Annotated in this window: 16 protein-coding genes; 7 read left to right on the top strand and 9 right to left on the bottom strand. The window is 67.0% G+C overall.

Features of this window, described 5'->3' with window-relative positions:
• Nucleotides 1-173 precede the first annotated feature (173 nt).
• Nucleotides 174-641 (bottom strand): hypothetical protein, encoded by a 468-nt coding sequence (locus tag C8J26_RS03950; protein WP_056411919.1) that lies wholly within the window; start codon nt 639-641, stop codon nt 174-176.
• 107 nt (nt 642-748) lie between these two features.
• On the opposite strand from C8J26_RS03950, the gene C8J26_RS03955 reads away from it, so the two are divergent.
• The 3 genes from C8J26_RS03955 to C8J26_RS03965 all read left to right on the top strand — a co-directional run bounded on the left by C8J26_RS03955 (nt 749) and on the right by C8J26_RS03965 (nt 3,605).
• Nucleotides 749-2,176: an FAD-binding oxidoreductase gene (locus C8J26_RS03955; protein WP_107956770.1), complete on the top strand. Its 1,428-nt coding sequence runs from the start codon at nt 749-751 to the stop codon at nt 2,174-2,176.
• A gap of 61 nt (nt 2,177-2,237) precedes the next feature.
• The gene (locus C8J26_RS03960; RefSeq protein ID WP_056411911.1) at nt 2,238-3,023 is read left to right on the top strand and encodes a SapC family protein; all 786 of its coding nucleotides are present in this window, start codon (nt 2,238-2,240) and stop codon (nt 3,021-3,023) included.
• Nucleotides 3,024-3,059: 36 nt separating this feature from the next.
• The gene (locus C8J26_RS03965; RefSeq protein ID WP_107956771.1) at nt 3,060-3,605 is read left to right on the top strand and encodes a cytochrome b; all 546 of its coding nucleotides are present in this window, start codon (nt 3,060-3,062) and stop codon (nt 3,603-3,605) included.
• A 316-nt stretch (nt 3,606-3,921) separates the two neighbouring features.
• Here the strand turns inward: C8J26_RS03965 and C8J26_RS03970 are convergent, their stop codons facing one another.
• The 4 genes from C8J26_RS03970 to C8J26_RS03985 all read right to left on the bottom strand — a co-directional run bounded on the left by C8J26_RS03970 (nt 3,922) and on the right by C8J26_RS03985 (nt 7,136).
• Entirely contained in the window at nt 3,922-4,998 is a 1,077-nt protein-coding gene (locus tag C8J26_RS03970) for an AI-2E family transporter (RefSeq protein ID WP_107956772.1), read from the bottom strand.
• 100 nt (nt 4,999-5,098) lie between these two features.
• Nucleotides 5,099-5,383, bottom strand: a complete 285-nt coding sequence (locus tag C8J26_RS03975) for a hypothetical protein (RefSeq protein ID WP_107956773.1) — start codon at nt 5,381-5,383, stop codon at nt 5,099-5,101.
• Nucleotides 5,384-5,488: 105 nt separating this feature from the next.
• Nucleotides 5,489-6,715: a multidrug effflux MFS transporter gene (locus C8J26_RS03980; RefSeq protein ID WP_107956774.1), complete on the bottom strand. Its 1,227-nt coding sequence runs from the start codon at nt 6,713-6,715 to the stop codon at nt 5,489-5,491.
• A gap of 148 nt (nt 6,716-6,863) precedes the next feature.
• Nucleotides 6,864-7,136: a hypothetical protein gene (locus C8J26_RS03985; RefSeq protein ID WP_107956775.1), complete on the bottom strand. Its 273-nt coding sequence runs from the start codon at nt 7,134-7,136 to the stop codon at nt 6,864-6,866.
• A 270-nt stretch (nt 7,137-7,406) separates the two neighbouring features.
• Here C8J26_RS03985 and C8J26_RS03990 point away from each other — a divergent pair, with 270 nt between their 5' ends.
• Entirely contained in the window at nt 7,407-8,705 is a 1,299-nt protein-coding gene (locus C8J26_RS03990) for a glycoside hydrolase family 130 protein (RefSeq protein WP_107957063.1), read from the top strand.
• A gap of 10 nt (nt 8,706-8,715) precedes the next feature.
• On the opposite strand, the gene C8J26_RS03995 is transcribed toward C8J26_RS03990, so the two are convergent.
• From C8J26_RS03995 to C8J26_RS04010, 4 genes are all read right to left on the bottom strand, one after another.
• Nucleotides 8,716-9,846, bottom strand: coding sequence for a glycosyltransferase family 61 protein (locus tag C8J26_RS03995; RefSeq protein ID WP_167398765.1), 1,131 nt, complete (start codon nt 9,844-9,846; stop codon nt 8,716-8,718).
• A gap of 134 nt (nt 9,847-9,980) precedes the next feature.
• Complete coding sequence (locus tag C8J26_RS04000; RefSeq protein ID WP_107956777.1) at nt 9,981-12,998, bottom strand: glycosyltransferase; 3,018 nt, start codon at nt 12,996-12,998, stop codon at nt 9,981-9,983.
• A 69-nt stretch (nt 12,999-13,067) separates the two neighbouring features.
• The gene (locus C8J26_RS04005) at nt 13,068-14,225 is read right to left on the bottom strand and encodes a polysaccharide biosynthesis/export family protein (RefSeq protein ID WP_107956778.1); all 1,158 of its coding nucleotides are present in this window, start codon (nt 14,223-14,225) and stop codon (nt 13,068-13,070) included.
• 95 nt (nt 14,226-14,320) lie between these two features.
• Entirely contained in the window at nt 14,321-14,992 is a 672-nt protein-coding gene (locus tag C8J26_RS04010) for an ABC transporter ATP-binding protein (protein ID WP_056411886.1), read from the bottom strand.
• A 68-nt stretch (nt 14,993-15,060) separates the two neighbouring features.
• Here C8J26_RS04010 and C8J26_RS04015 point away from each other — a divergent pair, with 68 nt between their 5' ends.
• From C8J26_RS04015 to C8J26_RS04025, 3 genes are read left to right on the top strand one after another with little or no spacing between them, the layout of a single operon-like run.
• Nucleotides 15,061-16,317 carry a glycosyltransferase family 4 protein gene (locus tag C8J26_RS04015; protein WP_244185144.1) on the top strand — a complete coding sequence of 419 codons (1,257 nt, stop codon included), beginning with the start codon at nt 15,061-15,063 and terminating at the stop codon, nt 16,315-16,317.
• Complete coding sequence (locus C8J26_RS04020) at nt 16,307-17,641, top strand: glycosyltransferase family 4 protein (RefSeq protein WP_244185145.1); 1,335 nt, start codon at nt 16,307-16,309, stop codon at nt 17,639-17,641. The genes C8J26_RS04015 and C8J26_RS04020 overlap by 11 nt, the downstream gene beginning before the upstream one ends.
• Nucleotides 17,642-18,445, top strand: a complete 804-nt coding sequence (locus C8J26_RS04025) for an ABC transporter permease (protein WP_107956780.1) — start codon at nt 17,642-17,644, stop codon at nt 18,443-18,445.
• Nucleotides 18,446-18,483 lie beyond the last annotated feature (38 nt).

The following is an 18,483-nucleotide window of genomic DNA, read 5'->3' on the forward strand; positions in this document are numbered from 1 at the left end:
AGCCCCCTGCCAGTTCCGTCATCCTGACGAAAGTCAGGATCCAGAGCCACGTGCGTCAGCGTTGGTTACCCTGGATCCTGACTTTCGTCAGGATGACGGGAAGAAGATGCAAAGTGCAGGCGCCCGTACTGCCGCAGATGCCGCACGCCATCCTTCTCCAACACTGCCTGCCGCTACTTCTTCGGCCGCAAGCTCTTGAACGCATCGATCTCGCAACGCGCGCCCGATCGCATCCGGATGGCGTCGCGCCCCTTGCAGATCTGCCCGTCGGGCCCCGGCCGCAGGTAGAAGCCCGAATAATAATCGAGCGGCTTGCAGTCGCCGTCGAGCCGCGCGCGCAGGCGCGTCGTATCGTCCATCACCAGATCGACCGCGCCATCCTTGTTGAGCATCGCGCCCGCGATCGCGGCGACCGCGATGCATTTGGGGCCCTTATGCTCCTTCCATTCGCGCGGCGGTGCATAGCTGCGCGCGGGCATCCGGCTCATCCGGGGCACGCGGATGATGATGCGTTCGTGGATCGATACCTGCGCGATCTGCAGCCGGTCGAGCGCGACTCCTGGCTGCGGGGCATCGCGCATCGCCGCAGCGAAGGGGCCCGCGAGCGCGAGCAGGGTGGCGGGAATCGCGGGATGGATCATGCTGACGTAACCGTTAGGGCCAATCGTTGAACGCGCGATGAATTTTGTCTAGCACATCGACCGTGCCCGAAAATCAGACAGCAACCCTGACATCTTCGCAAGCCGCGATGCTGTCCGCACTTGCGCCGCTGCTCGACGCCAAGGCGATCGTCACCGACCCCGCGGACATCGATCCCTGGTTGCACGACTGGCGCGGCCGGTTCCACGGCGCGGCGCCCGCGATGCTCGCCCCCAGCTCGACCGCCGAGGTCGCGCTGATCGTCAAGGCGGCCGCCGCGCACCGCGTGCCGCTCGTCGCGCAGGGCGGCAACACCTCGATGGTTGGCGGCGCGACCGCACCCGCGGATGGCCACGCGCTGATCCTGTCGCTGCGCCGGATGAACCGCATCCGCCGCCTTGATGCCGACGCGGGGCTCGCGATCGCCGAGGCGGGCGTGATCCTCGCCGACCTCGACGGCGCGGCGCAAGCGCAAGGCTGGCGCTTCCCGCTGACGCTCGGCGCGCGCGGGACGGCGACGATCGGCGGGCTCGTCTCGACCAATGCGGGCGGCACCCAGGTGCTCAAGTTCGGCACGATGCGCGGGCTGGTCGCGGGCGTCGAGGCGGTGCTGGCCGATGGCAGCATCCATGACGGCCTGTCCGCGCTGAAGAAGGACAATCGCGGCTATGACCTCGATCAGCTGTTCATCGGCGCGGAGGGGACGCTGGCGATCGTGACCGCCGCCACGCTGCGGCTCGCGCCCGCGATCGCCGCGCGCGGCACCGCCTGGGTCGGCATCGACTCCCCGCAGGCGGCGCTGCGGCTCCTGCGCAGGATGCAGGCGCGGACCGACGCGATCGAAAGCTTCGAGATCCTCCCCGCCGAATCGCTCGACGCAGCGATCGCGCACCTCCCCGACGCCCGCGCGCCGCTCTCCGGCCGGCACCCCTGGCATCTTCTGATCGAGGCGACCTCGCCGACCACCGCGGGCGAATCCCCGTCCGCGTTGCTCGAACGACTGCTCGGCGACGCGCTCGCCGATGGCGCGCTCGCGGACGCGACGATCGCGGCGAGCGAAGCCCAGTCCGCGGCGTTCTGGCTGCTGCGCGATTCGCTGTCCGCCGCCGAGCGCGCGCTGGGCCCCGCGACGCAGCACGACATCTCGATCCCCGTCGAGACGATGCCGGACTTCATGATCGAGGCGGCGGCGGCGTGCGATGCGCGCTTTCCCGGCACGCATGCGAGCGGGTTCGGCCATCTCGGCGACGGCAACGTCCATTTCCACGTCCGCGCCGCGCCCGGCACCGACCCCGCGCGCTGGTATGCCGAGGATGCGCCGGTCGTCACCCGCTTCGTCGGCGATCTGGTGACCGAAGCGGGCGGGTCGATCTCCGCCGAGCACGGCATCGGCCAGATGAAGCGCGACGAACTCGAGCGGCTGTCGTCGCCCGCGCGGATGACGGCGCTCCGCGCGATCAAGGCCGCGCTCGATCCGCTCGGGATCCTCAACCCGGGCAAGCTCGTCACACTTGCACGCCCGCCCGGCGCACCATAGAGCCTCGCCCCAATCGGTGGCACCAGCCACCGGCGTTTGAACGACCGATCCGGAGAGTAACATGGCCAGCACCGCGCAGCTTCCGCTTTTCTACAATGGCCTCGAGCCGCTCTCGAGCGATACGCACGCCAACTACAAGGTCCGCCCGCAGGACAGCGCGCCGTTCCTGGTCGGCCAGCACGCGATCCCGATCACCGTCGACGAGTTTCCGCTCGTCCAGCGCCACATGCCGATCGTCTTCTCGACCGGCGACGACGCGATCCCGCTCGCGCTGATGGGCCTGAACGAGGGCGTCAACGTGTTCGTCGGCGACGACGGCAAGCTGACCGAGAGCACCTTCTACGTGCCCGCCTATGTCCGTCGCTACCCGTACATGCTCGCCCGCCTGCACCCCGACGCGCAGGAACTTTCGCTCTGCTTCGATCCCACCTCGCCGACGCTGGGTGAGTTCGAGGACGGCGATGCGCTGTTCGAGAACGGCCAGCCGACCGAGCTGACCAAGAACATCCTCGGCTTCAACGAATCGTTCGAACAGGCCGGCGCGCGCACGCAGAACTTCATGAACGAGCTGCGCGAGCTCGAGCTGCTGATGGACGGCGAAGTCACGATCCAGCCCGACGGCGCCGAGCAGCCCTTCGTCTATCGCGGGTTCCAGATGATCAACGAAGAGAAGCTGGTCGACCTGCGCGGCGATGCGCTGCGCAAGATGAGCAAGTCGGGCATGCTCCCGCTGCTCTACGCGCACCTGTTCTCGCTGTCGCTGATGCGTGACATCTTCGCGCGACAGGTCCAGCTCGGCCAGGCGCCGCAGCAGCAGATGCCTGCCCCCGCGCCGTTCAACGTCTGATCGCGCGTCTCCAGGACCGTTAGCAAAGGAATAGGCATGGCAGCGCAGGATCGTCCGGATCGCTACTCGAGCGTAGCGATCTGGTTTCACTGGACGATCGCGCTGCTGATCATACTCAACCTCGCGGTCGGGTTGCTGCACGACTCGATTCCCGCGCTGCGCAGCTGGATGGGCGCGCACAAGGCGCTCGGCCTGGCGATCCTCGCGCTGACGGTCGCGCGGATCGCATGGCGGCTGGCGCATCGCCCGCCGCCGCTGCCGCTGCGCACGCCGATGTGGGAGCGGGTCCTCGCGCATGGCTCGCACACGCTGCTCTACGTCCTGATGCTCGCGCTGCCGGTCACCGGCTGGCTGATGGTGTCGGGCGGCAAGCCGGGCGGCACCGACTGGTTCGGCCTGTTCGCCGTTCCCAACCTGCCCGTGTCGAAGGCGACCGGGCATTTCGGTCACGAGGCGCACGAGCTGCTCGGCTGGGTGATGCTCGCGCTGGTCGTGCTGCACGTCGCCGCCGCGCTGCGGCATCACCTGCTGCTGCGCGACCCCGTCCTGACCCGGATCGCACCGGTGCTGGATCGCCGCTGAAACCGCGACCGGAGCCCGCGCCCGACAGTGCCCGAAAAAAAATCGGCGTGCGGTGCAACAAGGGTTGAACCAAATCGGGTCTCACCCATTTAGATCCTGTACGGCATCGTGTCCCCCCCTTTCGCGACGCCGTACGGTACGCTTCTAGCGTACCTCCTCCCTGAACCTAGGCCACTCCGTGCTCAGCACGGGGTGGTTTTTTTTGGCCCCCCGCGGACGCGACGCCAAAAAAAACCTCCCCCTGGCAGGGGGAGGTGGCAGCCGTCAGCCTGACGGAAGGGGCGCCGCGCTCCGGCAACGGCCACCCCGACCGCGCTCAAGCCTCCGCGTCGTTCTCCGTCCGCCCCAGCCGCTGCTCGGTCAGGATCTGCCACCCGGCGAGGAACAGCGCCGCGACTACCGGCCCGACGACGATCCCGCTCAGCCCGAACATCTCGATCCCGCCCAGCGTCGTCACCAGCACGACGAAATCGGGGATCCCCGTATCGCGACCGACCAGGATCGGGCGGAGGATATTGTCCGCAAGCCCGATCACGACGACGCCCGACACGACCACCGCGATACCCTGCCAGATCGCACCCGTCGCCAGCAGATAGACCGCGACGGGCACCCAGACGATCGCCGGCCCCAGCGCGGGCAGCAGCGACGTCAGCGCCATCAGCAAGCCCCACAGCAACGCTGCGGGCACCCCGACCAGCCAGAAGGTGATCGCGCCGAGCCCGCCCTGGACGAGCCCGACGATCACCGAACCCTTGATCGTCGCGCGCACGACCGCGACGAACTTGTCGACCAGCCGCTGCGTCACCGACGGCTCGAGCGGCAGCGAGCGGCACAGCGCCGGCCCGATCCGGTCGCCGTCGCGCAACAGGAAGAACGTCACGTACAGCGCGATGCCGAACGCCAGCAGGAACGCGAACGCATTGCGCCCGATCGACAGCGCCTGGCCCGCGATCGTCCGGACGCTGTTGCCCAGCGCGTCGGAGACGCGGGTCTGAAGCCGCTCGAAACTGTCGATCCCCGACTTGTCGACCAGCATTTGCAGCCGGTCGGGGAGGGCGTCATGGATTTGCTTGAAATAGGCGGAGAAATTGATCTGCCCGCCCTGCATGCTGCTGTACACGGAGGTCGCCTGGTCGATCATCATGCTCGCGATCACCAGAGTCGGCACGACGACCGCGATGAAGATGATCAGCATCGCCAGCGACGCGGCGAGGTTGCGCTTGCCGGGATGGCGCGCCAGCAGCCGCTGGTAGAGCGGCTGGAACAGGATCGCGGCGAGCGCGCTCCACAGCAATGCCGCGGCGAAGGACGATACCACCGCGCCGAAGGCGATGGTGATGATCGTCAGGAAGACGAGGAATCCCCCGGTCTCGATACGGCCCCTGTAAGTCATGTCGCGCAACCCGTTTGGTCGATCCGGTCGACTAGCCCGGTGTCGCCGTTTCGCATCGCTAGAGAGAAATCCCCCCGGGGTTCACCCGGGGGGAGGATCATCAACGCAGCTTCTCACTGCCGTTGACCAGTGCCGCCTTCTCGCCGGCTGGCATCGCCTGCGCGTTCACGTCGGCATCGTCGATCGCGTCGGCCTGCTGGTCGCCGCTCTCGCGCACGGCCTTGGCCTGGTCTTCCAGGTTGTCGGCGGTGGCTTCCAGTGCGTCGGCGCGGTTGTCCGCGGCGCCCTCGACCTGGCTGCCCAGCTTGTCGTCGCCCTTGCCGCCGCATGCAGCGAGCGGAACGGTCAGCGCGGCCATCATCAGCGCTACGGTCAGTTTCTTCATGATCGGTATCCTGTAGTTGTGGTGACGACGCAAACCGTCACGCCCACGTAACGGTTCCCGACGCAGTGATCCTGTTGATCGAGTGTGATCTTTTTACACCACGGCTCAGCGCGGCACGGCCTTTCGCTCGAACCAGAAACCGCCCTCGACCAGGTAGACGAGCGCCAGCGCCCCCAGCCCGATGCCGAGATAGCCGATCGCGAGCGGGAAGGTGGACCCGTCATAGGCCTGTCCGATCAGCGATCCGACCACCACTGCGCCGACGCTGGTGATGAAGCCCTGCACCGACGACGCGGTCCCCGCGATATGCCCGACCGGCTCCATCGCCATCGCGCCGAAATTCGATCCGCACAGGCCGATGCACGTCATGCTGAGCGCCTGCAGCGCGATATAGCTCCACAGCGTCTCGACGCCCGCGGCGATGACCGCGAGGTGGATCAGTGACACCAGGATGAGGACGAACACGCCCGCCTGCGAGATCAGCCGCGTGCCGAGCCGTTCGACCAGCCGGCTGTTGGCAAACGAGGCGACGGCCATCGCGAACGCGCAGATCGCGAACAGGATCGTGAACCGGTCGCCCGCGCCGAACTCGTCGACGAAGATCTGCTGCGCCGACGACACGAACGCGATGATCCCGCCGAACGTCAGCGATGCGGCGATCGCATAGCCGATCGAATAGCGGTTGGTCAGCGTCAGCCGGTACGCGGCGCGCAGCGACGTCAGCGATATTGCCACGCGGCGCTCGATCGCCAGCGTCTCGGGCAGGCGCAGCGCCGACCAGGCGAGCACGAACGCGGCAAACCCGGCCAGCGCGTAGAAGATGAACCGCCACGGCCCGATCCCCAGCAGCACTTGGCCGATGCTCGGCGCGAGGATCGGCACGAGGAAGAAGATCATCTGCGCCAGCGACACCGTCTTGGCCATCTGCCGCCCCGAATACCGGTCGCGGACGATCGCGACGGCCAGCACGCGAGTCGATGCCGACATCAGCCCTTGCAGGATCCGCGCGCAGATCAGCGCGGTGAAGGTCGCCGAACTCGCCGCGAAGATGCTTGCGCCGACAAAGCCGACCAGCGTGACGAGCAGGATCGGACGCCGGCCATAGCGATCGGCGAGCGGACCATAGGCCAGCTGCCCGATCCCGAACCCGAACACATAGGCGGTGACGATCCACTGCCGCGAATTGGCGGTGGCGGCATGGAGCTCGGCGCCGATCGCGGGCAACGCAGGCAGCATCAGGTCGACCCCGAGCGCGTTGACCGCCATGATCGCGGCGATGAACGCGACGAACTCGCGACGACCAAGGGCGAAGGGGGTAGGCGATTGCGTCATGCCTGCGCGCCTACCGCCTTATGCTGCACCGCGCCATAATCGATCGCCGGCAAATCCTCCCCCGCCAGGGGGAGGTGGCGCCGAAGGCGACGGAGGGGGAGGGCATGCAACACCGGCCAGTTTCCACCGCCCCCCGCCCAAACCCGCGCTACCCCGCGTCGGCCGTATCGCTGCGGACCAGTTCGACGATATCGACCGCATGGCTCTTCCACCCGCGCGTCGCCGCCGCCTCGACCGCGAGATTCTTGGTCCGCTTCGCCTCGGCGAGCGACTTGCTGTGGCCCCAGAAGACCTCGGTCTTGCCGTTGGCGAGCACCGCGACGATCCGCCAGTAATGCGTCAGGTCGAGCGCGGTGGGGCCGATCGTCTTGACATAGCCATCGGGCAGCACCGCGATGAGGTAGACTTTACGCTTGGCCATCGCGCGCTGCTACAACGTCGCGGCCGTCAAGGCATCCGCGAAAACGCCGCCGCCGCCCGGGGCATCATCGCCAGCAGCGGGATTCGAGCGCCGCGCAGGGATCGAATCGGCGCGTGCAGCGCTCCTCCATCATCTCCGTTCGAAGGGCCGATCATGACGACACCTGACGCTGCGCACTCCCTCCCGGCCGATACGGACGCAGACGATACGGGCCCGGCCGATACGGACAGCGCGCCGCGAGGCTGGTCCGATCCGCGCGGGATCGACTTCATGGCCGCAGCCGATGTCTTCACCAAGCTCGACCTCGAGCTCAAGCCCGATCCGTCGCGCACCGTTATCCGCCCGTTCAGCTTCGCCTATCCCGAGGCGTTCGACGATGGCCGGCCGTCGCGCGCGCAGGCCGTGGTCGACCGGGTCCGCGCCACCGATCCCGCGCTCAGGACACGAATGCGCGCGCTGCTGACCGCGCCGATGCGCGAACGCCACCGCAATGCCGATCAGGTCTTCCTGCGGCGCTTTGCCGAGGTCCGCGACGAGATCGGGGCGGGCGAGTTCGACGAGGACGAGCAGTTCCTGATCGGCGCCTATTTCAGCCAGGAATATGCGTTCGAATCGGCGGCGTTGTTCAACCCGAGCATGGTCCGGTTGCCCGACGACGCGCTCGAGGGGCAGCCGAGCGAACCGGGGGCGGTGCGCTTCCTGCTGTCGCTGCGCGGGATCGGCGAGGGGCATATCTCGTCGGTGACGTTCCGCACCGGCGAATGGGGGCCGGGCGACCGGCTGGTGCTCGATCCGCCGAGCGCGAACGGCGTGCCGCCGCAGATCGACCGGACCGAGGCGGACTGGGTCAGGCTGCGGTGCGAGGACAGCCGCGACGTGTCCGAGACGGTGATCTTCCCCGTGCTGCCCAGCCAGCGTCAGGGGGTCGAGGATCTCCGGCTCGTCACCTTCACCGATCACGACGGCGTGCAGAGCGTCATCGGCACCTATACCGCGTTCGACGGCCGGACCGCGCGACAGGAGATGCTGCGCGGGATCGACATGCGCACGTTCGAGATGCGGCCGCTGGCCGGGTCGATGACCGGCTACAAGGGCATGGCGCTGTTCCCGCGGCGGATCGACGGACAGTTCGTGATGCTCGGGCGGCAGGACAGCGAGAATATCTGGCTGCTGCGCTCGGACGATCTCTACACCTGGGACAGCGGCACGCCGATCATGGCGCCGAAATATCCCTGGGAATATGTCCAGCTCGGCAATTGCGGGTCGCCGCTGGAGATCGACGAGGGCTGGCTGGTCTTCACGCACGGCGTCGGCATGGTCCGCGGCTATTGCATCGGCGCGTGCCTGCTCGACAAGGCGGATCCGTCTAAGGTGCTCGCGCGGACGCCGTCGCCGCTGCTCTTCCCGTCCGCGGAGCAGCGCGGCGGCTACGTGCCCAACGTCACCTATAGCTGCGGCGGGCTGCTCGACGGCCGCCGGGTGTTGCTGCCCTACGCGATCGGCGACGAATACAGCGCGTTCGCGGTCGGGACCGTCGACGACATCCTCGCCGCTATGGTCCCCGCCTGACACGCTTTTCTCACCCGAGCGTCGCAAACAATTTGCGCACGATCTCTGTATCAACCCAAAAGTCCCGCCGATCCACCGCCCGTGTGTCGGTCGGGACGGTCGGGCCGACCGCCGCCAGATAGTCGAGCTGGCGATGATGCGCGAGATTGGCGAACAGCGTGGCATCGCCCTCGCGTCCTTCGGGGGCGAGCTCGATCAGTGCACTACCCGGACGCAGGAACGCCGCGTTGGCGAGCCCGGCGCCTAGCGGGCCGGCGATCGCGTCCGCCCCGCCGAACAGGTCGACCTGGTCGCGGAAGGAGAGATGCTGGGGCGAGACGGTCTCGAACCCATAGTCCGCAGCGATCGCGATGATCTCGTCCTCGTTGACCAGCTTGCGGGACCCGGCATCGGCGCGCGTGACGAACAGCCTGCGTCCGGACCGCGTCTCGGGCGCGTACCGGTCGCGGATCTGATCGGCCATCGCAAACGCGTGCGGGCAAAATGTATGGATATTGCCGAGCCCGCGCGCCGGCATCAGCAGGCGCTCGCACCGGGTAATGCCCGTCCCTTGCGTGGCGCGCCGCTCGATCGGGTCGAGCGCGGTGAGCATGTCGGCCATCCATGGACGCAGTGGTGGCAGCCAGACCGTCGAGTCCGCCGCCAGGCCTTCATGCTGGGCAAGCCACAATCGCGGCATCGCTTCGAGCAACCAGTGGAAGTAATTCAGGTTCGTCTGGATGCCGACGACCAGGTGGGTGCCGGGCAGCTCGGGGCTTGCGGTCCGGTCGATCGAGAACAGCCGGTCGGCATGTTCCTGGAACCCGTGCCGCGCCAACGATCCAAACGCCCGGAAGCTGTCGCTGAGGATGCGATCGTCCTGATCGGCGACCAGGAAACCCTCGGTCAGGATCGTGCCATGCGGCAACGCCGCCATGAACGCGGGCGCCAGGCGAGTCGTCGCGACCGGCCCTGCGCGGACCTGGTGTTCGCGCTCCACGTCGGCGACTCGCGGATCGATCGCGAAGAAGAGAGGAGCGTTTCTGACGACCGGCGCGCTGCCGGGCAGGATGACTCGCGTTGCGCTGCCGATGGCGGTCGAGAGGTCGTCCGTCGTTGGGATGCCATCACGGTGGAACAGGCTATACATCGTGTCAGTCACGAATAGAGGGTCGGCGATCGTCGGCTCCTTGTGGGAAACATCGTCCCGTACCTGCGTCCGGGATGGCCGTCTATATGAACCGGCAGGCGACACGGTCACTCGGCGTGATCCTAGACCTGTACGCCTTTGTACGCTCAGGGAATTGGGCGGCTGAACGCACGGCGGGTCTCTCGCACCTGCGCGTATACCCCACAGTAATGATCTGCCATCGCTGCGGTGTCGTAGTGACGGCCGACCGTGTCTTGCCAGTGGAGAGTCGCCGCCCCGGCGGCCTCTATGGCCTCGGGGAGAGCGGACAAATGCGTTAGCCACTGCGCCAGGTCGGCGGGGGGGATGTTGACATGATGCAGCCATCCGGCGCCCGAGTCCCTGATCCGGTCGCCCACCGCGCCGATATCGAAGCCGATGACCGGCAGTCCCGCCGCCCAGAGTTCGGTGAGCGTATGGCAATAGGTCTCCGCCCAGATCGAGAAGATCGCGCCGACATGCGGCGCGATCTCGGCGACGCGCGCTGCAAACGCATCGCGCTGGTATCGTCCGTGCAGGATCAGCCCGGGCCGTGCGGTCATGTGACCCGAGTCGCCAAGGACGTGAAACTCGAAGGTGCGCCCCTCGTCGATCGCCGCCACGGCCTCGATCAGCACGGAGCCTTTGGCCGCCGACAAATTGCCGGGGACGAGGATCCTCAGCGGTGCGCCCGGGTCGCGTGCCACCATCGTCCCGAAGGTTTCGAAGCTTCGTCCATGCGGGATGACGTCGAACGGCCGGTCCGTGAGACCGGGCAACCCCTCCAGGATGATCGTCCGCGCGGTCGGGCTTGTCGTGACGAAGGCATCGCAGTGATGCAGCGCGGCGGTCATCATCGCGCGCCAGCGATGAATGAACTGATGTTTCAGGTTCGGAAACGCATCGGCGGGCCATAGTTCGGGGCGACACCGGCCAGGCCCCGGCGTGCAACGGCCACCGCAGAACACCATGTCCTGATCGAGCAGCTTCACCGTCGGGCACAAGGCATAAAAATCGTGAAACGAGAAGATCGTCGCAATGCCCAACCTGCGACACGTTTGGGGGAGGGTGGTGCTGTGCCAGGCCATGTGTCGAATGTGGACAAGTTCGATCGCGTGGCGGGTGAGCATGTCGGCGACGATCAGGTCATATTCGCTCGAGCGGTGGACGAGCGGATCGAGGCCGCGCGCGAGGTCCGCGGTCTCGACCGGGACGAGCGCGCCGCGGTCCAGCCGCGACAGTTCGATCCGCGCGGTATCGCAGCGTAGCAGCCAGGGTTCGAACCGGTCCGCGAGCGCGGTCATCAGATCCTGATTGGTCTGCGGCGTGCCGCCCGACTGCGTCGCGATGACGTACAGGATGCGCGGGCGCGGCGGCGCGGTCACCGCGGCGAGCGCGCGCCGGATCCGCCATCGCATCGCCAGCATGTCGCGGCCGCGCGTGAACACGCCGATCCGCGCCTTGTATTCCGGATAGCGGTCGTCGACGACCCGCCGCCCCGCCGCGTACAGCGCCGCCTTCTCGCCGCCGAAACTCGCCGACCCCTCGTGATGGATGAAGGTGCGGTCGTCGATGACGTTGCGCAGCCCGGCATGGTCGGCGCGCATCGAAAAGTCGTTCTCCTCGCCATAACCGCGCGGAAACGCGGCGGCGTCGAGCGGCCCGATCCGGTCGAGCGCATCGCGGCGGATATACATGCAGAACCCGTGTCCGGTCGGCACCTCCGGGCGCAACGTCATCGCCGATTGCCGGACCAGCCGCGCCATGTCGTCGAACGACAGACCCGCGGGGACCGGGTTGGCCATGCCCGAATCGGGCACCGAGAAGGCCCCCGCGTTGTCCGACACCGCGGTCGCGGTCGCCACCGACCGACCGCTATAGGCGGCGAGGCGCAGGCCCTGCAGCCACCCCGTCGTCACCTGGGTATCCGAATTGAGCAGGACCACGTCGTCGCGACCGGCGAGCCCGATCGCGCGGTTGACGGTGCGCGTGAACCCCAGATTCCGCGGGTTGCGGTGAACCTCGACATTGCGGAGCGCGGCTGCCGCAGCAAGGATGCCGGCGATCGCGGGGTCGGTGCTGCAATCGTCGATCAGGATCAGCCGGCAGGGCATGTCGGTGGCGCGGCAGAGCGCATCGATACACGCGGCGGTATCGACCGGTGCGTTGTAGACCGGGACGATGATCGTCACCCCGCGCTCGTCGAGGTCGGGCAGGATGTCGAGGATCACCGACGTCAGCAGCCACCGTCGCTCGGGCACCGCGATGTCGGTCGCGCCGCGGATCGCGGCGTCGTCGCCCTGCGCATGGACCGAGACATGCGCGGTCGAGCCGCCTGTCATGCTGATCGAGGGCATCTCGAAACGAAAACCGCCCCCCGATGCGACGATTCCCTTGGCGACGAGATCGGCGCGGTACCGGTCTGCGACCCCGGTCGCATAGCGGATGCCGTCGATCCGCATCTCGACGCCGAGGCTCCCGTCGGGCCGGTTCGCGTCGGCCGCCCAGCCACGAGCCTCGGCCGGCGTCACGCGTTCGAGCTTGCCGCGCACCAATGGCGTGCGGACGATCGTCGACCGGGCGAGGACGTGCGTGCCGGCGCGCAGCAGGATCACGTCCGGTTCGAGGGGCGGATCGGACGACACCGTCGCGTGCGTCCGCAATGCCTGCAACGAGACGCGGAAGCCGTAATTCGGTGCGCTGCCCGGCACCATCTGCGCGAGATCGGGACGGCCGATCGCCGCGTCGATCGCCGCGATCCGGGTGCCGTCGAACTGGAGCGTGACGGGCAGGCCCGCCGCGACCACCCAGCCTGCGACATCGTCGCTGCCCGCGACCTCGATATGCCCGCGCGGCGGCATCGGCCGGAGCGCGTCCGCGGCAATGTCGAGCGGCCGCCCGGTGATCGCCGCGCTCACATGCGTGCCGGGATGTATCGGTACCGGCAGGCAGACGCGAAACGCGCGCGCACCGATCGCGGCAAGATCGTCGCGAGGCGCGGTTTCGGCGATCTGGACGATGCGCTGGGCGATACCGTCGAACGAAAACGTCAGCGCGCCCGATCGCAGCGCGGCGTCGGTCGCCCAGCCCTGCACGACGGTCCGATCCGCCAGGCACTCCAGCGCCTCGATATAGCCTGCGGTCATAGGTATTGGCTGCTCCGTTAGCCGGTTCCGTCCTGTTCTCGCGCCCTCTCGAATCTCGGGCGTTCGCGCTTACCGCGTGAGGCTGCGCGCGACGGCCAGCGGCGAGAAGAGCTGGCCGATGATCTGCGTCATCTTGGCGGGCGCATTGGCGGCGGCGCTGGAGACGTAGATGACGTCCTTGTCCTGCATCTCGACGCGTTGCGACAGGAAGTAGCTGTCGGCGCGGACCATGTTCAGGCGGTAGATCACCGGCTTTGGCTCGGTGCCGAGCGACGTGTCGTAGCGGAACAGGTAGACCGCGGCGGGATCCGCGGTGCGCTCGCTGGGACCGCCGATCCGCGCCATCGCCTCGGCCAGCGACAGCGAACTGGCGCCGAACGGGACCTGCGATACCTTCTCGGTCGCGCCGAACACTAGGAACGTGCGGGGACGGTTGAACAATTCGATCCGGTCGCCCGGCAGCAGCGCGATGTTCTGGTCGCCCGACGCGTCGATGTCGCTCAGCCGCGTCTCCGCCGAGCGTCCGCTGCGCGTGACCCGCACGATCATGTCGTTGGGCTGGTTGGTCGTTCCCCCCGCGCGCGCGATCGCATCGAGCAGCCGTTCGCGCGGCAGGCCCAGTTCGAACCGGCCGGGGGTGCGGATGTCGCCGGAGACATAGAACACGTTGAACGCGTTCGCCTTGACCGCCACGACGACCTGGGGGCGTTGCGACAGGCCGATCATGCCATGTTCGATCGTCCGTTCGACCTCGCCCGGTGTCTTTCCGGCGACCGCGACGCGGCCGACATAGGGCAATTGCACGGTGCCGGCGGCATCCACGCGAACGGTGAGATCCGTGCCCGATGCCGATGGGGTGAAGCTGCTCTGCGCGGTCGCGCCATTGCCGCGCGTGAACAGCGTCACGCCGACTTCGAAGATGCCGATCGACAGCGTGTCGCCCGGGCCCAGCGTGTCGGTCCGGCCGACTTCGTCCAGCGTCGCGAGCGGCGCGGCGGCGGCGGCGTGGACGGCGAGACGCGCGGTGCTCGCCGCGTCGATGTCGACGATCTGGAATCCGGTCCCGTTGTCCTTGGTCTCCGCGCGGCGGATCTGCGCGGCGGTCGGGCCGGCGGCGGGCAAGGTCGCGCACCCGCCGGTCACCCCGAGGCCAGCAGAGACCAGAACCAGCCTGGCCCAATGGTTTGCAGTTCGGTGACGCGAATTGTAATTTTTAAACGCTGTCATCGATGACTCTTCCAATAAAGCAGCCGAATGGAAAATGTATCTAGCCACTTTCCCCAATGCGCCGTTAAATCAGCCCTGCGATGAAAACAATCGAATCAACGCCGTTGCGGCGGAAAGCTTTGTAACCTGTGATGCACATCGGCCGCCTCTTGAATCGTATCGTAAAGTGTTACAACTCCACCGAATACAACCGCACCACGGTCGCAATATCGGAATAGAGCATGGGTATCATGGGACACCATCACTAACGTACCACGGTCGCGTCGGGCCTTAAGTGCTTCTTCTGACTTGATTCTGAAGCGTTCGTCTCCGGCACCGGTAATTTCGTCGACGATATAGCAATCAAAGTCTATGGCGAGCGAGACACCGAATGCGAGACGTGCCGACATTCCTGCCGAGTAGGTATTGACAGGTTCGTAAATATAGGATCCGAGTTGCGCAAAATCCTGAACATAGTCGAGCAGTTGTTGTGGATCACGCCCATAGATACGGGCAATAAAGCGTGCGTTGTCGGCACCGGTAAGACCAGGTTGAAACGCGCTGGCATAGCCGATCGGCCAGGACGTAGTCATAGTGCGCTTGATGCTGCCAGACGTCGGTCGCTCGACGCCCGAAATCATGCGCATCAAAGTCGATTTGCCGACGCCGTTTGCGCCACAAACACCGATGCTGTCGCCGCGCTTGATCACCATGTTCACATCGTTGAGCACGGCATTCTCGAAACCGCGCCCGTGATATTTCTTGTAGACGTTCTCGAAGGCAATCATCGTGCCGAATGCTCCGCATGAAGGGGATGACGTCTCACGCTGTACTCGACTGCACTGTGGATAAGAAAGTGAAGATTGCCGTCGACGCGCGATTGTCACGAAGCGGGGGGACGGGGGTCGCCAGCTATCGCCGCGCGGTGCTCGCCGCGCTCGATGCCGCGGGTCGTACCACGCTGGCGCTGGCCGATGATTCGGTCGGTCGGTTCGGCATGCCGGGCACGAAGCGCGAGGCGGCGTCGCGGTGGCTCTCGGCATGGTCGTCGCGGCCGCGCCGATTGCACGCGCGTGCGGCTCGAAGCGATAGTGCGCATGTGCCGGCAGGACTTAGGACGCGGCGCGAAACGCCCTCCCATGAGACGTTCTCATTGTGGCGGCGCGACGTGTTCCGGCTCGCGCATGTCCATTTCGGTCGGCACGGCACGCTGTTGCGGCTGACCCCGCCGCACCCGGTCGGCGTGATGCACTGGACCTATCCCATCCCCGCGATCGTCGAGGGATGGATCAACGTCCATACCGTCCACGACGTGATCCCGTTGCGGCGCCCCGATCTGTCGCCGGTCGATGCGGATCGGTTGCGGGCGTGCCTCATCGCGATCGCCGCGCGGACCGATCGGATCGTCACGGTCTCCGCCTGGGCGCGCCGGACGATCCTCGACGCGCTCGCGATTCCGCCGGCGCTGGTCGACGATTGCGGCGGCGGGCTGGCGGCGCTGGCCGAACCCCACCCCGATCGCGTCTTGCCGTTGGGCCTGCATCCGCAAGGCTATCTGTTCTTTTGCGGGGTGATCGAGCCGCGCAAGAACCTAGCCCGGCTCGCCGACGCGTGGGCGACGAGCGGATGCGGCGTGCCGCTGGTGGTCGCGGGCCCCGACGGCGCCGATGGCGGTGCGTTGCGCGGCGCGCTGGAACGCGCGGGTGTCGTCGTGCTGCCCTATCAGGACAGGCCGGTGTTGATCGACCTGATCCGCAACGCGCGCGCGCTCGTGTTGCTGTCGCTCGAGGAGGGGTTCGGGGTGCCGGTCGCCGAGGCCATGGCGCTGGGAACGCCCGTGCTCACTTCCGATCGCGGCGCGCTGGCGGAGATTGCGGGCGGTGCAGCGCTGCTGGTCGATCCGACCGATGCGCAGGCGATCGCCGATGCGCTCCGGCGGATCGTCGACGACGCCGGCTTGCGGGCCACGCTGGCCGGGCGCGGGCTGGAACGCGCAAAGGCCTTCGCGCCGGCCGCGTTCGGCGCGCGGCTGACGACGCTGTACGACCGGCTGGTCGACGCGCGGATCGCCGATGGCCGATGGCAGGGACTGGAGACCGCGCGTGGACGCTGACGTGCGGATCGCGATCGACGGGTTCAACCTCGCCATGCCGCACGGCACGGGGGTCGCGACCTATGGCCGTGCGCTCGGCGATGCGATCACCGGGCTCGGGGCGCGGCTCGACGGGGTGTTCGGAATCCCCGTCGGGGCGAATCCCGACTTGCGCGAGATCCTGTTCTACGAGGCGATGGGGCGCGGTATCCCGGATGATCCGGGGCTGCCGGCGGTGCGCGCGGTGCGGCAGTGGTTCGCCCGGTATCGCCGCGCGAAGGTGTTCGATGTGCCGACGCGTGGGCTGATCGTGCAGGACATGCTCGAACGGCGATTGCCGCAGTTCGACCGGATCATGAGTTCGGCCCGGCTGTTCGAACGCGCCGATCGCTATTTCGTGCGGACCGGACGGTTCCTGACGATCCGCGTCGCCAATCCCCCCGACATTATGCACTGGACCTATCCCGTGCCGATCCGGATGCTCGGCACGCGCAACGTCTATACGCTGCACGATCTCGTCCCGCTCAAGCTTCCCTATGCGACGCTCGATCGGAAGCGGCTCTATTACCGGATGATCCAGGCGATCGTGCGCGATGCCGACCATGTCTGCACCGTATCGGAGTCGAGCCGGGGCGACGTGATCGCGCAATTCGGGATCGCCGGGGACCGGATCACCAACACCTATCAATCCGTCTCGACCACGCAGCCGCGCGACGATCGCCTGGGCGACATTACGGCGGTGTTTGGGCTCAAGCCGAAGGGCTATTTCCTCTATTATGGCGCGATCGAGCCGAAGAAGAATGTCGGCCGGCTGATCGAGGCGTATCTCGGCAGCCAGGTCGATACGCCGCTGGTTCTGGTCGGCGCGCGCGCGTGGCAGGCGGACGAGGACCTGCGGCTGCTCACGAGCGGGATGGCCGGCGCGCGCACCGCCTTTGGCACGCGTGTCGCAAACCAGGTCCTCCAGCTGCGCTATGTTCCGCGCGGGCTGTTGCTGCGCCTGATCGCGAACGCCAAGGGGGTGGTCTTTCCGTCGCTGTACGAGGGGTTCGGGCTTCCCGTGCTCGAGGCGATGCAGCTCGGGACGCCGGTCATCACGTCGGATCGCGGGTCGTTGCCGGAGGTCGCGGGGGAGGCTGCGCTGATGGTGGATCCGTATGACGTCGGCGCGCTGACCGCCGCGATCCAGGCGCTCGATACCGACGATGCGCTGGCGCGTCGGCTCGTGGCGGCGGGAACCGTGCAGGCTGGGCGCTTCTCGACGGAACGGTATCGGGCACGGCTGGGGGCGATGTACGACGCGATCCTGGCAAAACGGCCGGCGATGCCGGCGGAGGCGGCATAGATGGCGACGCATAGTCCTCCCCGCGCCACGCTGCGCCGGGGCCTCAAGGTGCAGGGCAACGTGATCGGCGCGCTGATCATGCGCGAACTGCACACGCGCTATGGTCGCGACAATATTGGCTATGTCTGGCTCATTCTCGAGCCGATGATGCTGGCGACGATGATCGCGCTGCTGCACCAGCAGACTGGCGGGCATCTGGGCAACGACATCAAGCCGGTGCCGTTCGCGCTGATCGGCTACTGCATCTTCATCATGTTCCGCAGCATCTTCGGCCGCGCCGAGGGCGCGCTGGAGGCCAATCTTCCGCTCTTGTACCACAAGACCGTCACGATCTTCGACATCCTGCTCGCGCGCGCGCTGCTTGAGGCGGCGGGGTGCCTCCTGTCGTTCATGATCCTGATGGGGCTGGCGATGGCAACCGGGCTGGCGGGCCTTCCCGCGCGCCCGCTCTACGTCTGCCTGGGCGTCGCGAGCATGTTCTTCCTGGCGTTCGGCCTGTCGCTCGTCGTCTGTGCTTTCACCTATGAAAACAGAGCGATGGGTCGGCTAGTCCATCCAATTGCGTACATCATGCTGCCGCTGTCCGGTGTCTTCGTGATGCTGCAATGGGTGCCGGCAAAGTTCAGGCCGTTCTTTTCGGCTATTCCGATGTCGCACATCTTCGAGATGTTGCGATACGGATGGTTCACCAGCGCGGTGCCCTATTACATCGATGGATGGTATCTTGCCGGCTGGATATTCGGATCGACCCTGATCGGGCTGCTCGCAATTGCTGCGGTGAAGCGCAAGATACACATGCCGTGACGAACGATATTCACACATTATTCCGCCGTCAGCGGGTC

Origin of the sequence: Sphingomonas aurantiaca (genome assembly GCF_003050705.1) — a bacterium.
GTDB lineage: Bacteria > Pseudomonadota > Alphaproteobacteria > Sphingomonadales > Sphingomonadaceae > Sphingomonas > Sphingomonas aurantiaca.